Genomic DNA, 26,680 nt, shown 5'->3' on the forward strand with positions numbered 1-26,680 from the left:
TCTAGGGACTCTTGACAGTCGAGATTTTTTCCACCAAACGTTCAATAGATAGAATTTTGGATAGATACATATCCACCATATCATCCAAACCCTCCTCCTTTAAAAACGACTGATCTTCCGATAATGAAATGTCAGAACTAATCAACACGACAGGAATTTTCAGATCTCCTCTCATGGCTTCCCATTCATGCAAAAAAGAAATTCCATCCATAACTGGCATTTCCTTATCAGTGACGATCAAAGTTGGCTTAATGCGTGCTAGATGATTTAAAGCCTCTTCCCCGTTTGCTGCCTCAATTACAATCCATTTTTTACGTCTCAATTCTTCCGCCAAACGGGAACGATACGTATCTGAGTCGTCAACCAGAAGCACAGATTTTAGATGTCTGGAAAACTGAATTTGAAATATAGAACCTTTGCCTAACTCACTTCTTATTCTAAGTTTGCTAAAATGAGCATCTAAGATATTGATACAAAGTTTTAATCCAAGCCCACTTCCAAGTTCACCATTTGTGCCAGCCCTACTCTTGGTTGTTTTCTCACCCATGATTCTAGATATAACATCTTCTTCCATTCCTATACCAGAATCTCGAATTTCTATCGCGACCCAATCACCTTTAGTATTCTCCAAGATGTCAACACTTGTCTTTGGATAGGAAAATTTTACTGCATTTGTGAGAATATTGATGAACACTTCCTCAAGTAATGCCCGATCGCCAATGATGTAACTATCGTTCTCGACGACCATGTTCAATTGGATTTCTTTAATCGTTGCGATAGGCTTAATAAAGTTTAACACATCCGTAAGTAGTTCTTTGAGTGAAAACAGACTCTGCTGTAATTTAATTCCGTCTGAATCGAATCGACTGACATCGAGTAAAGATTTGAGCATTCTTAGAGAATTATTTAATCCGTCTTTGCATAAGGAGATAAATTTAAGTTTTTCGCCATCAGGCATCGTCGCAAATTTAAACTGCAATACGTCGAGGATTTGGTTTACGCCAATAAGCGGGGATCTTAAATCATGCGACATTAGGGAGACGAAACTCGCTTTCCACCTGTTTGCTTTTAATAATTCTTTTGTTCGCTCCTGTACTTTGTTTTCCAACTCTTCATTATTTTTGATGAGCTGACGGGAGATTTTTTCTTCAGACTTAAATATCTCGACAATGGACCGAGTCAGGATATAGGATTGGGGAACAAGAAAAAAAATCACATTATAATACCCAAGTGTAATCTTAATATTTAGATAATTTCCATTATATAGTATATCAAGAATCGCACCCAAACAGATTAACGTTAAACTAAATAGATAAAGTAAACTGTCTTTCTTTTGTTCGATCACAGCCCTCACGGTAAATATTCCCCCAAGAATGAAAAAGAATATGACACCAAACTCAAATGGATATGAAAGCGCTCCTAAATAAGACACCGGCGTGAATAAGCACACTAAAATATATATTAAACAATATACTTTTGTGAAAGATATGATTGGTTTAAATCTTTGGTTTAAAAACAAAAGATATAAAACCTGACTACCGTTATAGATACTTATAGGAAGTCCAATTTTCGAGATTCGAATCAATAAAGTGCACCACTCATCAGGAAAAATATTAAATAATATTCGCCCTTGAGAGAGAGTAAGAAGCATAAGGATGATTCCAATATAAAGAAATCCTAGATGGAAGGAGGCTGCCTCCGATTTTCTCAAACCATAAATTGAAAAATGATAAAATGCCAAAATGCCGAGAATTAAAATGATCAACCAATTGATAATATAGCTCTCTGCACCGGCTGAATAGATTTTATCGATTCTCCCTAGAGTTATGTACTCTTTCATCCCCGCTATTTTATGGGTATAATTTGAAACTTCTAATTGGATTCTTAACCGTTTCTTGTAACTCTGAATGGGAAAAATTTTCGTATGATAAGAAGGTCTGTGCACCATTTCGTATTCAGATACGATTCCATTTTCGTACTTTAACTCCCCATCAATGTAAAGTCGATAGGCTGTATGAATCACAGGCACAGCTAGTGCCAATGCCTCATGTGATTCTGGCAATATGACATCAAGACGGTATGTGCCATAACCAAAACTAGGTAGATTATTTCCGTCTTTCTTTAAAGACGTCCAATGTTTACCTGCGGGTTGTAAGTATCCATTTTCTGGGTCTACTTCATTTGGATTGAGAAGCTGTTTCCAGAAAAAACGCCACTCTCCTCTCAGCTCTAGATTTGACTTCGAGATGAACCAATTCTGTGCATCTAGGATTCCCGCTTCGCCTACTGGTACTGATTTTTTTTGTGCACAAGAAAATGTTAAGAGTAGAACGGCGAGTGCAAAAATAGCTTTGCAATGGTTTAACTTTTGGTTATGTTGAAATTCAAATCTGTTGAAGTAGCTCACGTGGAACCTATAAAAATTGCAATCTTAGAAGATCATTCTGTCGTAACCGAAGGCATCATCTCCGTCCTCAAAACGAAGCCTTTCTTTCAAGTATTGGGAGAGTTCCGAACTTGCACAGAAATTAAAAAATTTCTGAGTGAAACGGAAGTTCAGTTTTTGTTACTAGACGTGGATCTTCCGGACGGCAGCGGACTTGATGTTCTTAGAGAAGTAAAAGCAAAATACCCAACTACAAAAGTTGCTATGTTTACCCTTCACTCGGGACAGATGTATGTCGAAAATGCTATGAAAGCAAAAGCAGATGGTTACATACTCAAATCAGATCCTATCTCTCAACTACCCACTGTTATCGAGACGATTTTAAATGGAGATTATTTTGTCTCTGACGGAATCAGCTCCGTGGTGCTTCCCTTTTCATCCTTTCAAATCGAAATTTTACAACTTCTCATCCAAGGCCTTTCTCAAAACGAAATTGCCGATCAAATCAACAAATCGAGAAAAACAGTAGAATACCACCTCAACCAGATGCGAACAAAGTTTTCTTGTAAAAATAATAACGAATTGATCTCAAAATACCAGAAAGAAATGCAAAAGTAGTTTAATAGTCATCCTGCTTCCTCGATGGTGATTTAGAATCACTATATATGAAACATATCTATTTACTTCGACATGCCAAATCAGAATGGGACGAACCTTATCTTTCCGATGAAAAACGAGGTCTTTCAGAAAGAGGAAGAAAACAAGTCAAGGCGCTCAGGTCCTATTTACTTGATTACCAGTTAGATATCGATGCTGCCTTCGTCTCCCCTGCCACCCGCGCGGAAAAAACATATGCTTCCCTTAGAAAGGAATTTCTCCGGTTGCCAAGACCAGAAAGCAATGGATCGATTTACGAAGCTGGAGGTGAAGATTTGCTTTTTCTCTGCCACGGGATTCCAAACAACATTCACTCTGCCATGATCGTCGGTCATAACCCAGGTCTCGAAGAGTTTGCCAATGGACTGCTCTTTGGAAATACGGAGCCAAGCCGAATACAAAAATTCCCAACCGCAGGTTTCATGGGTCTAACATTCGCAGGTGAAAATTGGAAAGAACTAGCATGGGGCACCGCTCGGCTCAAAGTCTTCTGGATTCCAGGAAAAATTGGTAAGGAATGAAAGCATTATTTTCAGAGGAACGCATACACACCCGGGTGGACGAACTGGGTCGCGAGATTTCCAGAGACTTTTTAGGCCAAGATTTGCTTCTCATCGGAGTTCTGAATGGTGGCTTCATTTTTACCGCTGATCTTTGCAGGTCTATTGCCATTCCTCATGAAATTGATTTCATAGGTGCCTCCTCTTATGGAGACGGAACATCTTCTACAGGAACCATCGAATATACTAAATTATTAAAGAACTCCATAGAGAAAAAATCCATATTGATTGTGGAAGATATTGTTGATACAGGTAAAACTTTAGAATTTCTTGTGAATGACTTACTCAAACAGAATCCAAAGGAATTAAAGATTGCGGCACTCTTTTGGAAGAAAGAAAAGGCAAATCCAAACTTAAAAGTGGATTATCCCGGATTTGTCATTCAAGATGAATTTTTAGTAGGCTATGGCTTAGACTATGCTGGAAAATATAGAAATCTTCCTTACGTGGCCAAATTCGAAGCTAAGGATCTAGAATGAAAGAAGCAATATTTAATCAAAAATTTGGTAATCTCAGCACCTTTCCCATACTAAAAGAAGAGGTTCTAAAAAAGGCAGAAGGCGTAATTAGAAACTCGGAGGATTTAAATCTCACTCGGATCAATCCATTGGCCTTTGCAGCAAAACACGACTTAGGTGAGGATGAAACGGTAGACTTTTTTGTCCATGCCACTAAAGTAGGACTGTTTGATTTTGCTTATAATTTACTTTGCCCGCTTTGCGGAGGAATCGTTCATACCCATTACAAATTGGACCAAATCCAAAGTAAAGATTTCCATTGTGTCGTTTGTAATTTTGTAGTTCCGACCCTACTTGATGACCAAGTGGAAGTTTCTTTTGAATTGCACCCTTCCCTCTATGAAAACAATGTAGACCCTTTTGCTTCCTTAGAAGAATACTATGACTACTATTTTTCAAAAAATTATGTAAAATCGGAACAACTCATTTCTTGGATACGTAAGACGATTCGAAAATTCGCTGTTTTAAAACCAGATGAAAAGTTTGAATTTGATATTGACCTCGTATTAGGTGAAGATATGGGAGAGATATTACAGATCGTCTCCATCAATAGAAATGCTGCCGCCTTCTTTAAGGCAGATAAAAATGCAGAACCCATCGACTCTCATATTTACGTAGACCTTTTGGATTCTGGTTTTCTGCCGAGTGAAAAAAGCTTAAAACCAGGCAAGTATCATATTACGGTTCAAAATCGATCTCATGCAATTGCAGGCATTCAAGCTTTAACACCTAACTCAGAAATTCTGCAGTCAATTTATAAAAAATTTCCTACAAAGATCACACCATTTCTCACGGCAAAAATGCTCTTAAACAATCAGTCGTTTAGAGAATTATTTAGAATCCATAAACTTTCCCCAGATCTCAATCTAAATGTAAAGTCGCTCACGATCATGTTCACAGACCTTAGAGGTTCTACAGAAATGTACGACCAAGCCGGCGATATCCTTGCTTACAGGCTCGTCCAAGAACACTTCCAACTCCTTACAGACACGGTCAGAGAATATAAAGGAGCAATCGTAAAAACGATGGGAGATGCCATTATGGCTACGTTCTCAACTCCCATAGAAGGACTACTAGCATCCTTAGAGATGCTTAAAAAAATTGAAGGGATGAACCTTGCATGGAAGAATGAAGGGTATGAAATCGGTTTGAAGGTAGGCTTAAATGAAGGATCTGCTTTAGCGGTCGTTAATGATGAGAGACTTGATTACTTTGGCCAATCAATCAACATCGCTGCGCGAGTCCAAGGACTTGCCAGTTCAGGAGAGATTTGGATCTCAGAATCCGTTTGGAATGCTCCCGGGACCCAGGCAGAAGTGATCAAATCAGGATTCCAGTCCGAAAGACTATCTGCACGGCTTAAAGGTGTTGGCACACCGGCCACCGTGTTTAAACTTATGCCAGCTTCTCTTACCTAGCCTCGGAGGAGACTTCTACCTCAGGTAGACTTGCCCGCAAATAACCGGATTTTAAGATTAACTCTTGTCCCTTTTCACTCGTAAGATAAGTAATGAAGGCATCAATCTTATCACCTTGGTCGGTTTTATAGATTGCGAAAAGTTCCCTTGCTAATTTATATTTTCGATCAAAAACATTTCGCGCAGATGGTGTCACATATTCGTCTTTTGGAGTCCGTGCATATTCAAGGGCTTTGATTTTATCCTTATGATCAACTGTCGCACTCCCCATTCCCATAAAGCCGATCGCATGCGGATTGGATTCAAGGAAGTTGGCCATTTCCGCATTGTCCTTCACGATCTTTGCATCAGAGGAAATGTTTCGCTTTCGATTTTTTTTCATATGCAACTGCACCTAAATCTTTTTGGCGAAGGATATGGTTTTCAAAATAATCGAGTGTTCCTGATTTTTCATTGCGAGCAACAATTTGTATGGGCTGGTCAGGACCACCTAACTCTTTCCAGTTCTTAATGGTTCCAGAAAATATATCTGATATTTGTGTGAGATGGATTTTTCCGAGAAAATGATTTCGATTCACAACGATAGCCACGCCGTCATAAGCAATTCTTACTTTATCCAAATTGCCCGTTTTGCGCAAATCATCCGTTTCACTTTGTGTGAGATCACGAGAGGAAACGGCAATATCGATAACACCTTTTCTAAGAAGGTCGATCCCTTGTTCGGACCCGCCACCTTCTACTTTTACAAGGATATCAGAATTCGTATTTTGATACTCCGATCCGAGATAACGCATCATCGCATTCATGGTCTCGGAACCAGCAATCGTCAACGTCTGTTTTTCCTTACAATTAGAAATTCCCATTGTAATCAAAATGTAAAATAGCAATAACCGTTTTTTCATGACTAGGAAGGGGATGAATCATGCAAAAGCATCCGTCAATCGTAAAAAACGTAATTATTTTTCGATTCGTACGTTTATTTTTTTCCCGTGACCCCGATGCTTAAGGTGTGAGAACAATCGTAATCGGAATCCTCTTTCTTCTCTCCTTTCCGTCCCGAGCAGAGGGTATAGAGCCAGTCAAATTGCAATGGAAATGGGAAGAAAAGCAAGTATTGGAACTCAATGAATACCATGATGTGAATTTCCGAGTCGGAACCAGAAGTGTTTCCCGGGAGGACAGAAACAGAATCCTTTTAAAAACGACAAAGTGCGATTCCGTTGGCTGTCAAGTTTCGGCATTTTTTGATACCTACATACGATTTGGCAAAACGACTGGACCATTTCAAAAAGACAAAAATTTCGAATCGGATTTTAAAATCTTAAGAAATGGAAAATACGAAGTAGCAGATCAATACATCATGCCCAATTTGAGAAGTTTCCCAACTTTTCCTGATTCGCCCGTGCTCGTCGGAGATACATGGAAATTACCAGCAGAGGAGTCTTTCGATTTCTCCGGCGAACGGATCAAAATTGATGTGGAACCTGAATACAGTTATCTGGGCAAGGCTAAATGGCAATTTCAAAATCAAACGGGTTTCGCAGATAAGATCAGTTACACATATCCTATCTATTTCAACAAAACTGATAAAAGTAAAAGAAATGCAAATTCTCCAAATAAAATATTTGGCTTCGCTCGAGGGATTGTCTACTTCAATGCGGAGAAAGGACTTCCAGAATTTAAGGAGGTTAAGCTCTCGTATACATTTATCTTACAAGATGGAACAGTACAGGAAGCAAGTTATGATATCCAGGGGATTTACCAGTCACGTAAAAGTCTAAATACAGTCGAAAAAGAAAAAATCACCGAAGATGTGTTAAAGGATCTAATTGTAGATGATTTCTCAAAACCAAATCCACTTAAGTTAAACCAGGCGACCGAATCACCAGTTTCAGTAAGGACCTCGGAGGATGGAGTGATTTTTTCATTGGATTCCATTTTATTTGATTTTAACGATTCGAAGTTAAAAACCGAAGCAGAATCCGCGATCAAAAAGATTTCCGAAATTCTCAAAAAATATCCTGGTCGTGAAATCAGGGTTTCTGGCCATACAGATAGTACTGGAAGAAAGGAATACAATCAAAAACTATCTGAGGAGAGAGCAAAATCTGTATTACATGAGTTAGTTGATATACATAAAATGGAAGAATCCAAAATTTCGTTTAAAGGTTATGGCGATGCGATTCCCGTAGCACCCAATGATACAGATGAAAACCGTGCAAAAAACAGACGCGTTGAAATCACGCTTGTACTCGATTAGCCGATATTGATATCGAGTCCGACCGAGTAGGGAGCGACAACGGGCTCAGTTAAATTTTTGCCTCTTTCGACTAGAATCTCCATTTGTTTTCTGATCTCAGACATCAAGGCTACGATGCCCTCTCGTTTATTGGAGAGAAAAATCTGATGGTATGGTTCAATAGAAAAGGCAGTGCCTATGAGAACTTGGGCTTTTCTTGCTCTGTCTTCGCTTTTCCCAAAAACATGCCTTTCAAAACTACAGATCCATTCGAACAATCTTTCGGCAGAAGGGTATTGGATTAGATTTCTTGGTTTTGTGATGAGGAAGGTATAAGCTGTATCAACGAGCTGTTTTGCTCTTCTGATATTTTGTGGCGAGAGCTCTTTCGGAGTTGTTGGTAAGGGAGACCCTGCTTCCAAGCTATCGATAGCCGTGAATAGTTGTCGGATCTTTTCTATGGCGTGATCCGTATCTTTAAATTTTACGTTTAAGATGGATGCTGCTTGGTTTAAAGCGGTATGGCGAGCTCGACCTAGACGATAATCAAAATCCTTTCCATCGATATCAGCCTTTGGAACACCTAATTCAAATTCGGTTTCTTCCAACAAAACTCTTCCTACCGTCAAAAAACGTCTCAGCAATGTCCTTCCACCAGGATATAGTTTCAATTTTCGCTCAATTCTCTGGAGAGATTCTTCCACCTTACGAAGGATAGAATCCTTTGATCCTGAAATGATATATTTAACTGCCGTAGGCAGTACCATCAACTGTGCAGAGGGATCTTTTTTTAAAGCGTCTTCTAAACCACCATAGGCGACCTGAGCAACACCTGGCATAAAAGACACAAGATTATCATTTTCACCTGACATCATACCCTCGGGATAGAGGACTAGTTTACCATCAGAAGAAGATAAAATCTTTCGAGACATTTTAATCGCATCGCGATCGGCGCTACCTGTCAAAATAGAAAAGGCACCTACTCGTTTAATCAATTCGCCAACGAGTCCAAATCCCCAATTGAATATATTTCTTGAGGCCATAAAGTGGAATCTAGTTCCCATTTGATTTGCCACATGATACGCGATAATCGGTTCTACTTCGGAAGGATGGTTTGATAAATATAATAATCGTTTATTGCGAAACTCTCGAAGATACTTTAGATCCTCGCGCGCAATTTCTACACTATCGAGATTGAATAATAATTTGGAAAGTAAAGGAAAACTAAAATCTAGTGTTAGAGCAACAGGAAGTTCAAATGCGGGAGGAATGAAAGTTGATTTCATAGTCGGTGTGTAGATCAGATTGAAAAGGATACTATCGTTTTCTACCTTTTTTTATTCATGAATGTATCCCCATGTTTCAAGAATTTTTTTTACTTCCTTGCCCATCTCCTTTTGGATGCTAGATTCCGTAGTACCACTAAAGGCTCCATCATTATAGACCCAAGGTATGTCTGATGTCATCCAACCCATTGGATTTTTCTCCGAAAGTATAAACTCTCTTGTCTGGCTAGGATTGCTGAACGCTGTTTCAATGCCCCATTTCCCGAGCCTGTAGGAAACAGGTAACCCATCGCGGGAAAAACGAAAACTTCCTTCCATCTCTGGATTTACCGTATGAAACATAATTTCCACGGGTTCTACTCCCGTTTCCATTTCGAAGATCAGAGATTTTGCAGAACTTGACTGTATACTTACGGTAGACGATGTTTGCCATTGATAAAAAGAACCTTGTAGCGCTAGACTCCCGTTATCTCTGCATTTGCTCGTCGGACAAGGTGGGAGCCGAAGATGGATTCGATTCCGTGTAAGAAAATTACCGTTTTCAAAATCAATGCGAGCTCTCGCAAGTAAGTTTGAACCTTCTGCTAAAATGGAGAGATTTACTTTTTCTTCTGGATCTTTTTTTAAGTCATAGAGCTCTTCTTGCATCTGATGCGGCTCACCATCAAATGTTCTTCTAACAGTCGTAAAACCAGGGTATCTGCGAATGTATTTGTAAGCTTCCGTTCTCACAGATTCAGACATTCGTCCTTCTGTATAAATCTTATCTTCTTTCGGACAAGGTTCAGACGAAAGAATGCACACCGAGTAATCGACTCCCTTGAAGGAAAATGCTTCTGAATCAAGACCAATGAGTCCAAGCACTGTGGGAAGAATCGAAAGTAAGGAGGATTGCCCATCGATTTTGTTACGCACCGCTTTTAAGGGAGAAGGTAGTTTGATAAAGTATGGAACGTTAATCTCTTCATCGTAATGTGTTTCCCCATGCCCAAATCTTGTTTTCATAATGAAATGATAGCTATAATCATGATGTGGACTGAATAATTCTCCATGGTCCCCTGTAATGATGATCATGGAATTGTCATAAAGATCTAAAGCTTTTAACTTTTCGATTAATTTTCCAATCTCTCTATCTGTATAAACCATTTCACCAATATAACGCTGAACAGGTGATTCAAACTTATAGAATGCTTCCGCTGGTATAATTTTTTTCACATAGTTCATATCTTCTGGCGGGGGCGAATAAGAAGCATGGGGTGTATTCAAATTAAAATGCAAAAAAAATGGAATATCTTTTTTCTCCTCCACAAAGTCCAAAGCGTGTTTGGTCAATGCCTCTGTGTCAAAGATATCCATCCCGACTTGAAAGGAATTGTGAAAACCTAAATCAATTCCTACAGTCGTATAATCTAAAAAGAATACATTATTCATAATCGACTTTGTATAGTAACCCCTATCTCTAAGAATAGAAACCAGGTTCTCTCTTTTTTTGCCGTAGTATACTTTTCGCTGGTACGGCTTTGTCGTGAACCAAGAGTTACCAAGCCCTAAATTGGAAGAGTATTCTGAATGGAAAAAAGACATCATCGATGGTTTCGTCCAATTTCCATTCGAAAATGGATTTTCGAAAACTACGGATTCTTTGGCTAGCTGATCCATATTTGGTGTGATCGGATACGGAAATCCATAACTTCCAAAAAAGTCTTTCCGAGCAGAATCTAGGACAATCAAAATGATATTTGGTTTCTTTTCAAAATTATTTTGCATTAACAGTGGTTCTGCTAAAAATAAATGATCGTCCTTACTTTTCCAAGTGATTTTAAGATTTTTTTCAATTTGCAACCGCAGATGAAATTCATTCCAGACCTCAACATCTGTATCCTTAATCTCCCTCTCCATGAGGACCTTCTGGTTTGACTCTATGATCAAAACCCCATTGGCATTTCGTTTGTTTTGATTCTGATTGAGAAAACCTATTAGAGCCTCAAATTGATAGCTACCCGAAGCAATCTCAAATTCATAACTAGCATTTGGCGATAAATATAAAGAATCTAGAGAATGATTTACAAACAAGTTTTTGTCTGTATTAAATGTGATTTGTGTATTCTCCCATTTTCTTCCAATGGGAAGTTCGCTTTGCCTGCCCGGATTTTTTTTCCAGTGATACGTAAGAGGATCGGAGACTTCAGGCATGCCTGAAACCTTCGTGGAAGCTTTCTTCAACTCTCGCGTTAGATCATAAGATATCCCTGTAAATTTATTTCTTTCACCACATTGAAATAATAAAGCAGCGAGGAAAAATAAGACAAGGTTGAATCGAAAGTATCGAGAAAGACAAAGCATCTAAGACTAGAATAAAAAACTAATTTTTACTGGCAAGTGCCATCATACTCGATCGCTCCTGCGCTGATACCCGTTACCGAACCTGGACGAGCTGCATTGAAAATATCATACGCAGGTGAACCGAGAGTGTTGAGTATCCGTGTGGCCGTACAAGGAGAACTAGAGGAATAGTTGCGAAATTTCATGCTATAGGTGGTGGTCGTAACACTCTGCCGAGGGTCTACATAGACATTTAAGGTTGATATGGTGGAGATAGAGGACGTGCCACAAGCGCCATCGCTCACAACTCCTCCCGAACAGATATTATCAGCCGTTGTCGATGGATATTTGACTAAAGTGGGACAACCATAAAATACATTTCCCTTTAAACTCGTTAGATTGGTAGCCTCTGTCAGTCCGTCATGCAACAAACAATGGCGAGTGCTTGCTCCAACTTCCGTGTATAGAATGTTGTTTTGGACATTTGCATTTTGTGAGCTGGTTCCCAGAAAATATAACGGTATGGAAATATCTTCTGCCACACCAGAGTAGATCGTATTATAAAATATATTGGTTGCAAAAGTGTTCTGGTTGAGTGCCAGGCCGAGCGACCTGCAAGTATACGTGGAGTTGGCAAGAGAACACGTTCCGCCATCTATCATATTATTGTAAATATTGAGAGAAGAAGAAACACTATTAAAATAAGCACCGAAGGTAAAGGAATTACTCGTTCCATTATTTCTACTATTTCCGGCTGAAATATGATTTCCATCGACGATTGAGGTAGCACTTGGAGATGAAATATCTAGTCCATATGAAAATGAAGCAGAAGAGCCCGTCGCCGTCGCGTTTCCACCATAAATCCGATTGTTATTGATCGATACTACCCCACTTGCTGAATAAATTCCTCGTGTTGTCGCCGAACTCGAAGAGGTAACATTGCCGCCATGGATAGAATTGGAGAAGACGCTTCCGCCTGCGGGCATCCGAACACCATACGAAAACAGTCCACCAACGCCACCGTATACAGTATTACCTGATTTGAGGGAATTGTCCCCGAGAGCAAAGGAACCCATGGCTACTCCTAACGAAACACCAACCGACGTCTCCGCAGTTCCCGCACTTATGGAATTTCCATATATTTTTCCTGCCACAGAGTTATTATTTATGTGCAGACCTACACTCTCGGATCCTGAAAGAGAAGAAGAAAGTGTTCCTCCGTTGATTGTATTGTATCTAATTAAAGTTAAATCAGGTGAGGACGCCGTTACGAGATAAAACCCATAGCTCTTGCAAGAGAGCGAACTGCAGGTTCCGCCAGTGATCGTATTGCTTTGTAGGAAGGGAAATAATCCGCCAGTCGAGCTGAAATAAAAGACTCCATAGGTTTCGCAGGATACAGGAGTGCAGCTTCCGCCAGTGATCGTGTTACTTAGTATCGCTCCCATTGTCGTATCACTTGTGTTACTGCCACCAAAATTACTTAGAAATAAGCCTGCTGCTTTATTGCCCGTCCCACCCTGAAGTGTATTATTCGATAGGATGACCTTTCCCGTGATTACGGATACTGCAACCGTTTCATTCGAATCGGTGGCTCCTATGATTTTAAAGCCATCGACATACGTCGCATTCGTAACAGCAGGATCAATGCGTAATGTAGGACAAGGATTAGGTCCACTAAACAAAGCACCGCCACAATCTGTAGGCGTAGATTTTTGAATGATCGTCTGCCTTGCCGAAGAATTGCGCGTTGCAAACGAGGTGCCAGGCGTATAACCACCGTATAATGACACGTTATTATATACAGTAATATTTGTGGTCGTCTCGTATGTTCCATCCTCGACCAATATGACACACGGAGGAGTACCGCAAGGATTCATAGCCCCAATCGCATACTGAATTGTGGCGTACGGGGAAGCTGCTGTGCCAGGATTGGCATCACTTCCTGAAGCGGTGCTCACATACTTCGTACTAGATGGAATCGTATAACGAACAGCAATCGAGCCAGAGGCTAACGAATTGCCTGCGGCGCTCGTACAAGTAAATGTATGCGAGACAGATGCCGGATTCCAAGTAGTACTTGTAGAAAGTGTGAGTGTATCATTTGTCAAATTCGTGGTGCTTACGGAGAATGATGCCGTTCCACCTGTTGTTAAATTTCCAGTTCCAAAGGTACAACTCGTATTTGTAACAGCTGCAGAAAATCGAAAGACTATCGATTGGTTTGTATTTAAAACTGAGAAATTAGCAGGCGTTTGAGCAAGTAAACTAAAACAATTCACTGTGACCGTCGCATCAGAGGTGGAAATGGTACCTGTCGCAGAGCTGAGAGCACATACATGAGAAGAGGGAGAGGATGTGACTGTAACAGAATAACCGCTTCCGATGGCCACATCCGTTGGAAACACAAAGCTTCCATTCGAAGTAACCGTTAATGAATCAGAATTGTTATTTGATAGGGTTAAATTTCCAGAAGCGATTCCGGAAACGTTCACGCGAATCGCACGTCCTGTGGTAGTACAGGAAATACTAAGATTGGAAATATTGTTTGCAGAAGTAAAGCTTCCGCTTCCGTTCGTAACCGAGCAAGTTTGTGTTGGATGGATGGGTGAAGTCGTGACAACAACAGAATACGTTGCTCCTACATTGTATGTGGTGGTAAATGCAAAGGATCCATCAGAAGAGAGGGAGAGAGTGTCTGTGCCGTTGTTTGTCAAAACGAGACCTGTCCCGAGTAAACCCGAGATGGAACCACCTAAGGTGTATCTTGTGGTACTGCAATTGACAACTATTGATTTGATATCTCCCGATACCAATGTTCCTGTTCCGCCCGAAACGGAGCAGGACTGAGTGGGATTTGTCGGCTGCGTTTTTACTACGACAGCGTAAGTCGCACCTTGTGCGATGAGAGTATCGAAAAAAACCTCTCCATTCGAATTGACATTTAAATTTTCCGAATCATTGAGCGTTAAGGCAAGACCTGATCCTTCCAGTCCGCTCACGGTCACAAATACTTTTCCGGTTGAGGTAATAGCAGTTCTTGTACTTTGGTTTCTCAGAAAACTAGCTAGTTCAATCCAACTTTGTTGCACGGGGGCGATGCAAGAGGTACAAAACGCCAATCCAATCCCGAACAAAAGCATATATCTGTTTTTTAAAAATGACATAATCATGCGCAAATTTTGTCCTCTATTGGATATAACAAATGAAGAGGGAAAAATTGTCTATAGATTCCACTGACTGGCCTTGAAACCAAAATTTGGAAGGAAAAGTTGTTTCTTTTTCCGTTTCTCCCAGTCATTTTAGCATTCTATGAGCATATGGCCGAATACGTTTACCCGTGAGGAATCTACATTCGTAAATAAAGATGGCGGTAAAATTTTTTATCAGATCTACCGCCCTATGTCGGGTGCCAAGCGTGTGCTCATTGTACATCATGGTTTCGGCGAACATAGCGGTCGTTATTCTAACCTCATTGATTCCTTTTCAAACAAAGAATTCGTAATTTATCTTTTAGATGCGCGTGGACACGGACGCTCGGACGGTAGAAGGGGTGTTGTAGGACATGTATCTGATTTTTTTGCCGATCTAAATCAGCTCATCGGGATCGCAAAACAACGAGAGGGCGTCAAAAAAATCACTCTTTTGGGACACTCCATGGGTGCCGTGATTTCCTTTCTATATACCGGCATCGACAACCACCAAGAGGACATTGATGCTCTGATCACGAGCGGACTAGCGATCAAAGTACAAACTGACCTAATGATGGAAGTAAAAAAAGGAATCGGTGGATTTTTAGCAAATGTTTTGCCAACACTTACAGTTCCGGCAGGCCTTGATGTTAATTTTTTATCTCATGATAAAAATGTTGTGGAGGCGTATGTGAATGATCCTCTTGTGCATGGAAACATCTCTTCCTACCTTGGTGATTTTTTACTCAACTGCTACGAGTTAGCTTTGAATACTGCAGCTAACATCAAAATACCGATTTACATGTTTCATGGAAAAGAAGATAAGATCGCTTTAGCTACTGGGAGCTCTGATGCATTTGAGCGAGTTGCCTCGATTGACAAAACTTTGAAATTATATGACGGATTGTATCATGAAACCATGAACGAACTTCCGAAAGATCGTGCGAACGTATTTAAAGAATTAGTGACATGGATAGACAAACATTAAGGAGAACATAGCCAATGGCGATTAGCAAAGAGATAGTTGGTAAAAAACTAGATCGATTTGAATTTACTGTGGAACGAGGCAAAATTAAAGAATTTTGTTTAGCGATCCATGAAAAAAACCCCATCTATTTTGACTTAGAAGAAGCGAAAAAGGCTGGTTATACGGACATTCCTGCACCACCTACGTTTCCGACGGTCATTATGTTTTGGGGATACCCGAAAATTTGGAATGATATGGCTGAGCTTGGGATCGATCTTTCCAAAATCTTGCACTTAAAAGAGGAATACACCTACCATAAAGTTTTGTATCCAGGAAAGGTATCTGCGCAGTCCGAAATTTCAGACGTGAAAGTAGGAAGAGCTGAGATTGTTACATTTAAAACTACAATCTACGATGCAGCAAATGATCCTATTCTCTCAGCCGAGATGGCGATTTTCATTCGTAAGGATTAACAGGAGAACAATTACTATGGCTAAAATCAATTTTGATCAAGTAGAAGTAGGACAATCTCTCACTCCGTTGGAGATAGATCCCATCACTCATGCGCATCTAGTTCGTTATGCGGGTGCATCTGGAGACTTCAATCCTATTCACAATGACCCTGATTTTGCAAGGAAAGCGGGTCTCGAGGGAACGATCTCTCATGGTATGTATGTGATGGCTCAAGTTGGTCGTTTGTGCACGTCATGGGCGGAGCAAAAGGACATTGCCTATTTTGGAGTCACTTTCAAAGCAATGACAAAACTCGGAGAGAAACTTACTGTAGTGGGAACCATAAAAAAGAAATTCGAAAAAGATGGTAAAAAAACAGTAACCGTTCTTGTGGAAGCAAAAAACGAAGCGGGAGAAGTGAAGGCAGGCGGAGATCTAGTCGTCAACGCAGTTTAAAAAGTTTCACTTTTTATGTTATGCGGGCACGGATTAAATTTTTACGTGCTCGCAAATTTTCAGTCATCAAAAACGATGACTATTAAAATGATCGCTTATCATTTTAATAAAAAATTTTACGTATTTTCACTCATCTTCATCAGTTTCTTTTCATTCTGTAAACCGTTAAATTTACGAAAAGATTGTGATCCAACATCCTTAGATTTTCTAAAAATATCTCTTCTCGTTCAATACTTACAGATTCGATCCGCTGGCTGTTACCCACCTTTTTTTGCTGCAAATATAGATCCTTCGGTTGCGAGTGAGTCGGCTCCAAATTCATCATCTGAAATTCGAGTTCCGCTTTGGGGATTTTTTTCTATCAATGCAGGTGCTGGTTTAGTACGAGATATTAAAATCAATGGAACCAAGGCCTATGTCGGCGGTGTTTTTGACTACATCGGACCAAACACTGGTTCCTTAGCCATGTTAAATGGAAGCGACCAAGTACTTCTTCCTCAGACCTCTTGTCCCTACTTTGAAATCGACGGGAATGTCAATCGCATCCTCAGCGATGGCAATGGAAATGCTTTCGTTGCTGGGACCTTTAATCATATCTTTGGAATCCCAAGACGAGCCATTGCCAAAATCAAAGCAGATTGTTCTATCGATACGACTTTTAATGTCAATATGGCGGATTCCGGTGCTGATGTCAGGACTCTTCTTCTCCACAATGGAAAATTGTATCTTGGTGGGGTCTTTTCTGGAACCTTTGCCACAACTGGATCCGATACCAGAACTCATCTTGCAGCCGTTAACCCCAGCTCAGGTGCTCTGGATACCAGTTGGAATCCAGTCATCACTGGTGGTGAAGTTAACGATATACAAACTGACAACACGGATCTCTATGTTGGTGGGCAGTTTAGCCAAATCGGAGGATCTACTTTGTCAAATCTTGCTCGGATCAATTTGACAACAGGTACCGTTGTGAATGCATTGGGAGATCCCGATGGTACGGTTCAATCTATCTTCCTTGAGGGAACAAATCTCTATGTGGGCGGCAGTTTTACCACGATATCGAGCAATACTGCCAATTATCTGGCTAAAATTGGCAATTCAGGATCTTTTATCTGGGGCAATACTCAACTTGATTCCACTGTCCGATCTGTATATATTTCAAATAACAAACTTTATGTGGCAGGTAATTTTTCCACTCCGAGACAAAGCCTTATCACTTTTGATCCAACGACCGGAAGTGATTTAACCAAAGACTTTAAAATTTTATCCGGCCTTGTCACTATGGTTCGCGAGGTAGATAATAAAATCTTTTTGATCGGAAGTTTTACTTCCATTTTAGATACATCCATTCCGTATGTCGCGAGCATTGACCCAACAAACGATACTCTCGTTTCTTGGAATGCCAACATCGGAGGACCCAACCAACAGGATTACGGAGATATCTTGAAATTTTCCAACGGTAATTATCTTGTTGGCGGCTCGTTTCCGACATTACAAGGTAAGGCGAGAAGCTACCTAGCTGAAATGGATTTAACGACGGGCCAACCTACAGATTGGAATCCTAGTTTTACGCATCCAGGAGGTATAGAAGTCATTCAAGCAATGCACATCTATCAGGATCAACTTTATATCGGAGGAGCTTTCACTGCAATTGGTGGTCAGACGAGGACTCGATTTGCTTCGTTTGATATCAAGTCGACACCATCTCTCAGCAACCTATCGATTTCGATTTCGGGATATACAAATAACGTCTATCGAATTTCGAACTTCGATAATAACATATTAATTACTGGCGGCTATGCGACGGTCAATGGGACATCAATCAATCATATAGTGACATTAAATCCAGAAAATAATCAACTAACTTTTGGTCTGAATCCAAATACTAACTTCAGTATTAAAGATTTCATAAAACTCTCGAATGGTAAGTTGGTCTTAGGAGGGGATTTTACGCAGATCAATGGCTCAACTGCTATCAACCGTTTTGCGGTGGTAAACGAATCAAATGGCAATCTATTACAATCACCATCTGGCACTGCGATTGGTAGCGCTTACAGTCTTGTGGAGTCAAATGGACGACTAATTATCGGATTTGATAACAATTCGGCACCTGGAGGTAGTACTGGATGCTGTTTAGGTATTTACGATATCGATAACTTCAACCCCATTACGCATTCACTTAACATTCTACCTGCCTCCGGTCAAAGAGTGAACTACGTTTATGCGAACTCTTCCGAACTATTTTTTATGGGTACGTTTAATAGTGTTCGTTCGCAGACCAAAAGCAATTTTGCTGCCGTTCTATCCGATACGCTTCAGCTAACTGACTTTTCCCCTACTTTCAATTCCGAAGTCTATCGAATGGGCGAATCAACTACAGATTATTTTTTCTTAGGAAGATTTTCTGCGGTTTCTGGAAGGAAAAGGTCCTACTTAGCTCGTATTCGAAAGAGTGATAAATCGCTAGTGAATTAGATTTTTAACCAATTTGCCTTGCTTTTCCAAGTGATGCAGATACAAATTTCTTAGAGGCTGAAAGCGATGAAACCAAAGATGTTCCTCCTTCTATTCTTATCTCTCTTCCACCTTTTCTGTAGCACGACCTCCAAGATCGTCACCAACCCGAATGGAGTCGAAGTGATTCTGCAAGGCAAATCCAAGGGCATTACACCCGTTACGATAGAGCTTAATAATTTCATAGGCGAAAAACATTTGGTAACATTTAGAAAGGATGACGTCCTTCTTAAGAAAGTTGAATTAGATAGAAAGGTAAATTGGTTCACGATTCTTCTTTCTCCCCTAGGTTTAGGACTTCCTCTGTTGTGGTTATCGGGGGCAAATGAGGAATATTTTTTTGATCTGCAAATACTTACCTGGTCAGATGTGTTCGAACCTAAAAATTTTGAATCTGCTGATAAGAAATGCAATTCTATTGGTTTCAGATTGCCTACCGATATGGAGATGAAATTTGCTTATGAAAGTGGTCTCACGCGAAAGTGGGGGGAATCTAAAAATTTATTTTGGACTTCTACAAGAATTGCCGATGGTGTCTATCACAAGTTAGATTCTTCGCTCGCCACAAACCAATTTGCAAACGAATTGTACTATACTTTCAATTCTGAAAATGGAGTCTTTGGAAAAAGTAGCCCAAACAATGCCTATTTGATCCGGTGTGTAAAATGACATATTATGCGATATTAATCTCTATTCCCTTTGCCGTTTTTAGTGCCTTTTTAATCCATTGGTTTACGATTCGAGCCATTCCTTCGGCAAAAGCACGCCTGGAGTTAATCAGAGGAGTCTATCTTGGATTTTCTTTTCAAATTTTAATCTTTGCACTTCTCTTGTTTTATCTAGGTCGATCGGTATTTTTAGCCCCGGTTTTCGCAGTCGCCTTCTCGTTCATAGGCGATTGGTTCAATTTACAATTTCCAATCGCACAGAAAAATAATGAGGATCCGATCATCGGCGGCATTGTCGGTTTTATTATGGCCCAATTTTTTTATCTCTCCGCTTTTTTTCAGTTGGTCCCAATTTCCATTCTGTATGTCGGAATCGTTCCTTATCTGATCTCTGCAGGCTTTGTTATTTTACCTGGGGTAATATTTTATTTCCGAGTTTACAATCCTAAAAGACCAAAACCAATCATGATCGCCGCTTTTATATACGGTTTGATTTTGTGCTTTTTTGTATCTCTGACTGTAAATGCGTATCTGCTTTATGGCGGCTATTGGATTTATCTTATGTTAGGTGGAGTTTTCTTTTTGGCCTCAGATGCCATTATGGGAGAGACGACGATACATGGAGAAAGGCACCCTGTTTGGGAATACCAGGTTCCATGGATTACTTATTTAATCGCACAAAGTTTCCTCTTAGTTGGATTTTTTTTACTCTCTCATACTCTACTTCATTGATGGATGTTGTCTCGTGATTCGTGGGTTCGTATTTATTAAAATGATTAACGATTAAGCTTTAGGCAGAGGGTCTCGAGCCGATCATAACTTATGGCCATACCCTCTTCTAAATGACTTCCCAAAGCTGCGTCTCGAACATCCTTGGATGGATACTTAACTGAGTTTTTCATTAATGTTTTTCCATTTTTCTCTTCCAGAATCAGTGTACTCATTGTTTCATTTGCCGTCGGACCAGCTTCCACCAATTCCGTATTTACAAGCTTTTCTGGTGCTAGCACCTCTTTATAAACACCAGAAACTCCCATTTTCATACCTTCTTCATTCTGCCAAACAAAACGAAACTTACCGCGAACGCGAAGGTCGACTTTACATTCTTGGAAGGTCCATCCACTCGGACCAATCATCCAGTGTTTCAATAATTCTGGTTTTGTGAAACAATCGAAAACCAATTTTCTCGGCACATCGAAGGTTCGAGTTATTTCTATCTCTAAGTCATTCAGTTTGTGGATCTTGATCGGTGTCATAGTTCAATAAATCTAAGAATCACAATCTTTGTAGCCTTTCCTAAAATGAAAAACAACATTCTCATTTCAGTCAGAAAGAAAGTGGGCATTTTTTATCATTTGAAAATCATCTGCATGTCTGAGGCTCATCTGAACCTACGAAAAGTGTGGATCGTTTTCGAACGACTCCAAAATCAAAAAAATGTTTGTCAATTTCTATGAAACGGAATCCAATACCCATCCGTAGGTAAGTTCCATGCCAATCTCACGATATCCCTTCTTGCTCCTGATTTCTATCTTTCTACTATCCGTTACTTCTTTACTACCCGTTCCTCTTAAGAATCAGTCTGGAGATTTGGATTTTGAATTTCCCGTTTCGAAAGTTCCACAATCCTATGATCAACTTCAGAACCAGAAATTTCCATCGAATGCAAATATTGAATTAGATTTTTCTGGCTTTCCTGAAGGAGCGACAACGGGACCTGATGGTGGCGCCGTTTATAAATGGAAAGAAAGAACCTACAAGTGGACATTTAAAGACGGTAGAGAGCTGACCTTTTGGAATCCTTCGAATTGGATTGTCACAAAAGAGAATCATACCTTTCATACCAATGGTGAGAACGGTAACGGACTTCCCAAGAACTTCCGATTTACCGACCCGAATGGATCAAGTCTTTCCCAATACTACCATAAGGCATTCCAAACCAACTTTTATTTTTATGAGAACTTTCAAGACAGATGGTTCTTTCAATTATTTCCGGAAAACCTTTTCACGAGTCGGGTAAAGAAATCAGGACGATTTCACTTTTACCACGAGCCAGAACATGAAGCTTGGATAGATGCCTTTTTAGAAGGAAATGCCTACAGTCGGTTTGAAGATTACATCGAAAAAACGGGATATACCACTTCCAAACAAATACCTGTCGTTTTCTTTAAAAATGCGAGTCCGTTTAGAAATTTTATCAATTTACAAAACGCCGATTGTGCAGGTGGTCGAGGTGGCATTTTCGGAATCAGTTTTTGCAGTTTATCGCCAATCGTTGGTTATGTTGGAAATGAAAAAGATGTTAGAGAAAAATCAAAAGCAGTCCATCATACCCACATGCTTTACCACGAATGGGGCCACCATCTACAGCAAGTCCAATGTGCCATTTTACGCAGAGATCAAAAATTACCAGAACAACAATTCTCAGCATGGTTTAATGAAGGGATGGCGGAATATTTGGGTTACATCGGTAGCAGCAAAAAAAGAGGAAATGATCGGATACTCTTTTTTGAAAAATATGTTTTACCAGGAAAAGAACCCCAGCTAACAAAAGAAGACCCCTATCTTTTGGGAGGGCAAACTTTTAGATACATCGCTGAGAATTACGGAGAAAAGGCAGTACTCGATATTTGGTCAAAATCTTGTTTAGGAGAAAAGGAAGATGTGATCTTTCGTAATCTAACATCAAAATCACCAGAGCAAATATTAAAAGCAGTATATAAAGATTTATCAAAATATAAAAAAGTACCAGAAATGGCTGAATTTATGGGAGATACCCTCAAAGACTGGGCAATTGATATCTACAGTTTAAATTATCTCAATGAAGATAGTGAACTTCCGCACCTCGATGATCCAAATTCTCGGCCTAATTTAAGAAAAGCCTTCGCCTTAGATACAAAATCCATCGAGGGTAAATTGGAAGGACAATTTACAACACCCAGAAAAGAACAAATTTATTTGTTTAAAGATGGCACGTATACGATTCGAGGAGCAAGCTACAAGGCCACCTTTTTCCAAAACCAAACAATTGTTTATTTATACGACGGACATGAGGTGACAGAATGGCCGAAGGGGAATCTTACCTGGAAACACAAAGATGGGAAAGTTTATCAATTTTGAGATTTGTTTTCTAGTATGTCATCCTACCAAAAATTTATATTTTCCGCATCGAATTTAGTCCTCTTACTAAAACAAATTCGAGTAACCCCAGAGAACGATTGTAGAAATGCAGCTAGCGATCACTTCATTTCTCCAAATGTGTCTTAAGGAAATTCTCGACTGCTTCCGCTTGGATCGCATAACCGAGCCCAGAATGTTTGGTTTCACTTAAGGCAATCTGGTATCTTGCCACTCCGACCAATTCCCGTTTCGCATTGATCAGGGGAGCACCAGAAAACCCAGGAAAAAATATGCGATCTAACTGAATGTAAGTTCGATTCGGTTCGGTAGGATCACCACCAAGTACATTTGGTTTCGAAACATGAGAGATGAAAAAAGATTCCTCTTCGCCAAACGGAGTTCCCATAGAATAGACGGTGTCGCCGTAGTCGGCCTCCTTCCCAGGAAAGACATCTAAAAACGGTACCTCATCCGAATCATTTTCCAATTTCAAAAGAGCCAGATCGATCGCCACATCCTTTTCGATTAAGGTAGCGGTGAGGTTTTTATATGAGACATAAACTTTTTTCTGTCCCTGCAATACATGAGCCGTCGTTAGGATGTGGCCATCTCTTGAAACAAAAAACCCGGATCCAATCCAGGCATTTCCTGGTGTTTTCGGTTCTAACGAGATAGATATAACACGTGCTTGCAGATACGCAGCTAATGGAGATGTTGAGTTGGTGTCATCCGATTTATGACAACTTTCAAGCGTTAGAATTATTATAAAAATTAAATTTATTGCCTTCATGAAAAAAAAACCTCGTTCACTTCAAAAAAAAAGAATATTAAGATTCTGCAGAATGATGACACGCGTTAGAAAAAAATATTGCAACTTATTCTAAAACAGAATTCACTAATCGACAGGAGAAAAAAATGAAAACCAAAATCTTAAGCATTCTACTCATTGCTATGATCACAATCACAAATTGCAAAAAAGAAAAGGACGATAAAACGGGCCAACTGGGATTATTATTCCTACTCACAAATAGCTCTACGGCGGCAACCCAAACGAGTGATGTCACAACACCAGTTGGACAGTCCACTTCTGTTTCCTCTGCCATCTCTGGTATCTCTTCCAGTGTCACAACGACAACGAATACTTCTTCGTTTACCATGAAGGATAAAAATGCCATGGATCGAGAGGAGATGTTCGCCATCAATTCCGTATTACGTTATGGCAAAGACTCTCAAAAAGCAAAGGATGCCGTTGTCACCATGTTGAAAAAGAAAGTAGAATTTGCTAAAAGCCAGGCCGCAAAAGCTAACGCCGAAAAAAGACTCACAGCTTGGAGTTCTTCTACGACGGATTCCGATGGTTTTACTTCCTACACATTCAGCGGAACTGTGAAAGGTGCCACTTACTCAAAAGGGGAGACGGACATTACAGCTTTAACAAGTGGATCCACTTCTTGTAAAGTTACTACTTATACTACTGCAAGCAAGGTTGACCAAGGTACAGCTGCCTTTACAAACGGAAGCTATAAGACAAAATTCAGTGGAACTTCAACGGGAACCACAGGCTTAACTTCACAGACTAAAACTTCTGCGGATGTTACCTTTACTAATTTTGGGACACTTTATTCAGATATCTACAAAGCCATTGCCTTATTAAAAAAATACAGTGGAACTTCCATCTTCACCTCTACGAAACCAGAATGTTCTGTTTACCAAGCTTATTATGCAGACTTCGATGCTACGTATAACCAAGCAACCATCGCTGGAACACTAAGCTACACGACAGATAGCAATACTCTATTAAAATATAGTAGTTCCACAAGCTATTCCATTTCAGGAACATTTACTTCGACTTCAAATTCCACAGCAGGCCTCACCATCACGCAAGGTGGTAAAACTGCGAGCAATGTGACTCTGAAAGATTTAAAATTTACAGGTCTTTCTGATTACAGTTCCGCATCTGGAACTCTTTCTGGAAAGTACACGATTACCATCACAGGTACAGTTTCGGGATCTGCTATCAACGAAACGCTTGCGGTCATCTTCTAAGGCCAATTTTGATGGGGTTTGCTCTTGGCGGGCCCCGTCTTTCTATCTCTCTTCCAGAGAGGCGAAATCGACTCCTACCAAAAAAATGCATTTACGATCAGGAGATTCCTTCATAGTGTAGACTCATATTCCTTGAGGTTTCTATGCCAGAATTCTTTTATACTGATCCATTCCCCTTGGGTGAAGATACCACTCCGTACAAACTTCTCACAAAAGATTTTGTCAGCACAGTCCCTTTCGGTGACAAAGAAATCCTAAAAGTGGAACCAGAGGGACTAACCTTTCTCGCACAAAGAGCGATGGAAGACATTGCCTTTTATCTCAGGCCAGGCCACTTACAAAAAGTAAGAAATATTTTAGATGATCCTGAGGCTACCAAAAACGATCGATTCGTTGCTATGGCCTTACTTAAAAATGCCGTGATTGCCTCTGACAAACAGTTGCCATCCTGCCAAGACACTGGTACGGGCATTGTCGTGGCAAAAAAGGGGGAATATGTGATCACGGGCAGTGATGATGCCGAAGCGCTTTCTCGAGGCATTTATAATACATATGTAGAACGTAATTTGCGTTATTCGCAAGTTGTCCCCTTAAGCATGTATGAAGAAATCAATTCTGGTTCGAACTTACCAGCTCAAGTGGATATCTACTCCACTCCCGGCAATAAATACAGTTTTCTCTTCTTGGCAAAAGGCGGTGGATCGGCAAATAAAACCTACCTTTACCAAGAGACAAAGGCCCTCTTAAACCCCGCTTCCCTTGAAAAATTTATCTCCGAAAAAGTAGCAGGTCTTGGCACTTCCGCCTGCCCTCCATATCACATAGCGGTAGTTATTGGCGGAACATCTGCCGAAGCTAACCTAAAGACTGTGAAACTAGCATCGGCAGGCTACTTAGACCATTTACCTACCAAAGGTAATAAGGAAGGAGTAGCCTTCCGAGATCTAGAGCTGGAGGAGAAGATGTTAAAGGCAGCTCAAAAGTCGGGAATTGGTGCACAGTTTGGCGGTAAGTATTTAGCACATGATTTTAGAATCATCAGATTACCAAGACACGGTGCATCTTGTCCGGTTGGTCTCGGTCTCAGCTGCAGCGCTGATAGAAACTTAAAAGCTAAGATTACAAAAGACGGAATCTTTATCGAGGAACTCGAATACGATCCAGCTCGCTACCTTCCGACAGTTAAAGAAAAGGACGATGGCACTGAGGCAGTTCATATTGATTTAAACCAACCGATGAAAGACATTCTAGGTATTCTAACAAAATATCCTGTCAAAACAAGAGTTATGTTATCTGGTCGATTGGTTGTAGCACGAGACAGCGCTCATGCAAAACTTAAAGAAAAGTTAGATAAAGGTGAGCCTTTACCTGATTATTTTAAAAATCATCCGATTTATTATGCAGGTCCTGCGAAAACGCCGGAGGGAATGCCTTCCGGTTCTTTCGGACCGACTACCGCAGGTAGGATGGATAGTTACGTTCCACTTTTCCAAGCGAAGGGGTATTCGATGATCACTCTTGCGAAAGGAAATCGTTCGAAAATTGTAACTGACAGCTGTAAAACGAATGGTGGATTTTATCTCGGTTCCATCGGAGGGCCTGCAGCGCTACTTGCGAAAGAAAATATAAAAAAGGTTGAGGTGTTAGACTACGCTGAACTCGGGATGGAAGCCATTTGGGCCATTGACGTAGAAAACTTTCCCGCATTTATCGTCGTTGATGACAAAGGAAATGATTTCTTCCAAATGTTGACATAGACCAAGTTTGTGGAATGTACGGGAGAGTAAGGTTCCCTTTCCTCAAAAGTGAGAGAACCTTGTTCATTTCGTCAATGAGACTGTTAAATATATGTGATGGTTTTTAACTAAAACCTTCGTCTTTT

General features: G+C 40.2%; 22 protein-coding genes. 14 read left to right on the forward strand and 8 right to left on the reverse strand.

What is annotated here, in order from left to right; all coding sequences use genetic code 11:
- Position 1: 1 nt before the first annotated feature.
- The gene (locus tag EHQ58_RS06865; protein ID WP_135623141.1) at positions 2–2,407 is read right to left on the reverse strand and encodes a hybrid sensor histidine kinase/response regulator; all 2,406 of its coding nucleotides are present in this window, start codon (positions 2,405–2,407) and stop codon (positions 2–4) included.
- Here EHQ58_RS06865 and EHQ58_RS06870 point away from each other — a divergent pair, their 5' ends adjacent.
- From EHQ58_RS06870 to EHQ58_RS06885, 4 genes are read left to right on the forward strand one after another with little or no spacing between them, the layout of a single operon-like run.
- Complete coding sequence (locus EHQ58_RS06870; protein WP_135623142.1) at positions 2,408–3,004, forward strand: response regulator; 597 nt, start codon at positions 2,408–2,410, stop codon at positions 3,002–3,004.
- Between the two features lie 47 nt (positions 3,005–3,051).
- Positions 3,052–3,564 (forward strand): SixA phosphatase family protein, encoded by a 513-nt coding sequence (locus EHQ58_RS06875; RefSeq protein ID WP_135623143.1) that lies wholly within the window; start codon positions 3,052–3,054, stop codon positions 3,562–3,564.
- On the forward strand, positions 3,561–4,082 hold the full coding sequence (gene hpt / locus EHQ58_RS06880; RefSeq protein ID WP_135623144.1) for a hypoxanthine phosphoribosyltransferase: 522 nt from the start codon (positions 3,561–3,563) through the stop codon (positions 4,080–4,082). The genes EHQ58_RS06875 and hpt overlap by 4 nt, the downstream gene beginning before the upstream one ends.
- On the forward strand, positions 4,079–5,539 hold the full coding sequence (locus EHQ58_RS06885; protein ID WP_135623145.1) for an adenylate/guanylate cyclase domain-containing protein: 1,461 nt from the start codon (positions 4,079–4,081) through the stop codon (positions 5,537–5,539). Before hpt ends, EHQ58_RS06885 begins: the two co-directional genes overlap by 4 nt.
- Here EHQ58_RS06885 and EHQ58_RS18895 read toward each other — a convergent pair.
- Together EHQ58_RS18895 and EHQ58_RS18900 are read right to left on the reverse strand one after the other, a co-directional pair.
- Positions 5,532–5,921, reverse strand: a complete 390-nt coding sequence (locus EHQ58_RS18895; RefSeq protein ID WP_246047205.1) for a substrate-binding domain-containing protein — start codon at positions 5,919–5,921, stop codon at positions 5,532–5,534. The genes EHQ58_RS06885 and EHQ58_RS18895 overlap by 8 nt on opposite strands.
- Positions 5,887–6,441 carry a substrate-binding domain-containing protein gene (locus EHQ58_RS18900; protein WP_246047207.1) on the reverse strand — a complete coding sequence of 185 codons (555 nt, stop codon included), beginning with the start codon at positions 6,439–6,441 and terminating at the stop codon, positions 5,887–5,889. Before EHQ58_RS18900 ends, EHQ58_RS18895 begins: the two co-directional genes overlap by 35 nt.
- 107 nt (positions 6,442–6,548) lie before the next feature.
- Between EHQ58_RS18900 and EHQ58_RS06895 the strand changes: the two genes are divergently transcribed.
- Positions 6,549–7,799: an OmpA family protein gene (locus tag EHQ58_RS06895; RefSeq protein WP_135623146.1), complete on the forward strand. Its 1,251-nt coding sequence runs from the start codon at positions 6,549–6,551 to the stop codon at positions 7,797–7,799.
- Here EHQ58_RS06895 and EHQ58_RS06900 read toward each other — a convergent pair.
- The 3 genes from EHQ58_RS06900 to EHQ58_RS06910 are packed head-to-tail and all read right to left on the reverse strand — an operon-like array spanning position 7,796 to position 14,478.
- Positions 7,796–9,064, reverse strand: a complete 1,269-nt coding sequence (locus tag EHQ58_RS06900) for a 1-acyl-sn-glycerol-3-phosphate acyltransferase (RefSeq protein ID WP_135623147.1) — start codon at positions 9,062–9,064, stop codon at positions 7,796–7,798. The two genes, EHQ58_RS06895 and EHQ58_RS06900, sit on opposite strands and share 4 nt — an antisense overlap.
- A gap of 51 nt (positions 9,065–9,115) precedes the next feature.
- Positions 9,116–11,407, reverse strand: a complete 2,292-nt coding sequence (locus EHQ58_RS06905) for a sulfatase (RefSeq protein ID WP_135623148.1) — start codon at positions 11,405–11,407, stop codon at positions 9,116–9,118.
- 26 nt (positions 11,408–11,433) lie between these two features.
- A complete protein-coding gene (locus EHQ58_RS06910) occupies positions 11,434–14,478 on the reverse strand; it encodes a hypothetical protein (protein ID WP_135623149.1) in 3,045 nt (1,014 codons plus the stop codon).
- A gap of 220 nt (positions 14,479–14,698) precedes the next feature.
- On the opposite strand from EHQ58_RS06910, the gene EHQ58_RS06915 reads away from it, so the two are divergent.
- From EHQ58_RS06915 to EHQ58_RS06940, 6 genes are all read left to right on the forward strand, one after another.
- Positions 14,699–15,565 (forward strand): alpha/beta hydrolase, encoded by an 867-nt coding sequence (locus EHQ58_RS06915; protein WP_135623150.1) that lies wholly within the window; start codon positions 14,699–14,701, stop codon positions 15,563–15,565.
- A gap of 14 nt (positions 15,566–15,579) precedes the next feature.
- Complete coding sequence (locus EHQ58_RS06920) at positions 15,580–16,017, forward strand: FAS1-like dehydratase domain-containing protein (protein WP_135623151.1); 438 nt, start codon at positions 15,580–15,582, stop codon at positions 16,015–16,017.
- Positions 16,018–16,033: 16 nt separating this feature from the next.
- The gene (locus EHQ58_RS06925; RefSeq protein ID WP_135623152.1) at positions 16,034–16,453 is read left to right on the forward strand and encodes a MaoC/PaaZ C-terminal domain-containing protein; all 420 of its coding nucleotides are present in this window, start codon (positions 16,034–16,036) and stop codon (positions 16,451–16,453) included.
- A gap of 75 nt (positions 16,454–16,528) precedes the next feature.
- On the forward strand, positions 16,529–18,925 hold the full coding sequence (locus EHQ58_RS06930; protein WP_167883558.1) for an autotransporter outer membrane beta-barrel domain-containing protein: 2,397 nt from the start codon (positions 16,529–16,531) through the stop codon (positions 18,923–18,925).
- A 66-nt stretch (positions 18,926–18,991) separates the two neighbouring features.
- Entirely contained in the window at positions 18,992–19,633 is a 642-nt protein-coding gene (locus tag EHQ58_RS06935; protein WP_135623154.1) for a hypothetical protein, read from the forward strand.
- Complete coding sequence (locus EHQ58_RS06940) at positions 19,630–20,364, forward strand: lysoplasmalogenase (RefSeq protein ID WP_135623155.1); 735 nt, start codon at positions 19,630–19,632, stop codon at positions 20,362–20,364. Before EHQ58_RS06935 ends, EHQ58_RS06940 begins: the two co-directional genes overlap by 4 nt.
- Before the next feature lie 44 nt (positions 20,365–20,408).
- Here EHQ58_RS06940 and EHQ58_RS06945 read toward each other — a convergent pair whose 3' ends face one another.
- On the reverse strand, positions 20,409–20,888 hold the full coding sequence (locus tag EHQ58_RS06945) for an SRPBCC family protein (RefSeq protein WP_135623156.1): 480 nt from the start codon (positions 20,886–20,888) through the stop codon (positions 20,409–20,411).
- Positions 20,889–21,123: 235 nt separating this feature from the next.
- On the opposite strand from EHQ58_RS06945, the gene EHQ58_RS06950 reads away from it, so the two are divergent.
- The gene (locus EHQ58_RS06950) at positions 21,124–22,752 is read left to right on the forward strand and encodes a hypothetical protein (protein WP_135623157.1); all 1,629 of its coding nucleotides are present in this window, start codon (positions 21,124–21,126) and stop codon (positions 22,750–22,752) included.
- A 124-nt stretch (positions 22,753–22,876) separates the two neighbouring features.
- On the opposite strand, the gene EHQ58_RS06955 is transcribed toward EHQ58_RS06950, so the two are convergent.
- Positions 22,877–23,542: a S1 family peptidase gene (locus tag EHQ58_RS06955; RefSeq protein WP_135623158.1), complete on the reverse strand. Its 666-nt coding sequence runs from the start codon at positions 23,540–23,542 to the stop codon at positions 22,877–22,879.
- Between the two features lie 125 nt (positions 23,543–23,667).
- On the opposite strand from EHQ58_RS06955, the gene EHQ58_RS06960 reads away from it, so the two are divergent.
- A complete protein-coding gene (locus EHQ58_RS06960) occupies positions 23,668–24,798 on the forward strand; it encodes a hypothetical protein (protein ID WP_135623159.1) in 1,131 nt (376 codons plus the stop codon).
- A gap of 143 nt (positions 24,799–24,941) precedes the next feature.
- Positions 24,942–26,555 (forward strand): fumarate hydratase, encoded by a 1,614-nt coding sequence (locus EHQ58_RS06965; protein WP_135623160.1) that lies wholly within the window; start codon positions 24,942–24,944, stop codon positions 26,553–26,555.
- Positions 26,556–26,680: the final 125 nt, after the last annotated feature.

The sequence above is a fragment of the Leptospira ognonensis genome (assembly GCF_004770745.1).
GTDB lineage: Bacteria > Spirochaetota > Leptospiria > Leptospirales > Leptospiraceae > Leptospira_A > Leptospira_A ognonensis.

Excerpts from the sequence above, each read along its gene's own strand:
- EHQ58_RS06960 (WP_135623159.1), top strand. The coding sequence starts at position 23,668 with ATGAAAACCAAAATCTTAAGCATTCTACTCATTGCTATGATCACAATC.
- EHQ58_RS06955 (WP_135623158.1), bottom strand. The coding sequence starts at position 23,542 with ATGAAGGCAATAAATTTAATTTTTATAATAATTCTAACGCTTGAAAGT.
- EHQ58_RS06940 (WP_135623155.1), top strand. The coding sequence starts at position 19,630 with ATGACATATTATGCGATATTAATCTCTATTCCCTTTGCCGTTTTTAGT.
- EHQ58_RS06905 (WP_135623148.1), bottom strand. The coding sequence starts at position 11,407 with ATGCTTTGTCTTTCTCGATACTTTCGATTCAACCTTGTCTTATTTTTC.
- EHQ58_RS06950 (WP_135623157.1), top strand. The coding sequence starts at position 21,124 with ATGCCAATCTCACGATATCCCTTCTTGCTCCTGATTTCTATCTTTCTA.
- EHQ58_RS18895 (WP_246047205.1), bottom strand. The coding sequence starts at position 5,921 with ATGAAAAAAAATCGAAAGCGAAACATTTCCTCTGATGCAAAGATCGTG.
- EHQ58_RS06885 (WP_135623145.1), top strand. The coding sequence starts at position 4,079 with ATGAAAGAAGCAATATTTAATCAAAAATTTGGTAATCTCAGCACCTTT.
- EHQ58_RS06900 (WP_135623147.1), bottom strand. The coding sequence starts at position 9,064 with ATGAAATCAACTTTCATTCCTCCCGCATTTGAACTTCCTGTTGCTCTA.
- EHQ58_RS06875 (WP_135623143.1), top strand. The coding sequence starts at position 3,052 with ATGAAACATATCTATTTACTTCGACATGCCAAATCAGAATGGGACGAA.
- hpt (WP_135623144.1), top strand. The coding sequence starts at position 3,561 with ATGAAAGCATTATTTTCAGAGGAACGCATACACACCCGGGTGGACGAA.
- EHQ58_RS06945 (WP_135623156.1), bottom strand. The coding sequence starts at position 20,888 with ATGACACCGATCAAGATCCACAAACTGAATGACTTAGAGATAGAAATA.
- EHQ58_RS06925 (WP_135623152.1), top strand. The coding sequence starts at position 16,034 with ATGGCTAAAATCAATTTTGATCAAGTAGAAGTAGGACAATCTCTCACT.
- EHQ58_RS06920 (WP_135623151.1), top strand. The coding sequence starts at position 15,580 with ATGGCGATTAGCAAAGAGATAGTTGGTAAAAAACTAGATCGATTTGAA.
- EHQ58_RS06915 (WP_135623150.1), top strand. The coding sequence starts at position 14,699 with ATGAGCATATGGCCGAATACGTTTACCCGTGAGGAATCTACATTCGTA.
- EHQ58_RS06930 (WP_167883558.1), top strand. The coding sequence starts at position 16,529 with ATGACTATTAAAATGATCGCTTATCATTTTAATAAAAAATTTTACGTA.
- EHQ58_RS06935 (WP_135623154.1), top strand. The coding sequence starts at position 18,992 with ATGAAACCAAAGATGTTCCTCCTTCTATTCTTATCTCTCTTCCACCTT.
- EHQ58_RS06965 (WP_135623160.1), top strand. The coding sequence starts at position 24,942 with ATGCCAGAATTCTTTTATACTGATCCATTCCCCTTGGGTGAAGATACC.
- EHQ58_RS18900 (WP_246047207.1), bottom strand. The coding sequence starts at position 6,441 with ATGAAAAAACGGTTATTGCTATTTTACATTTTGATTACAATGGGAATT.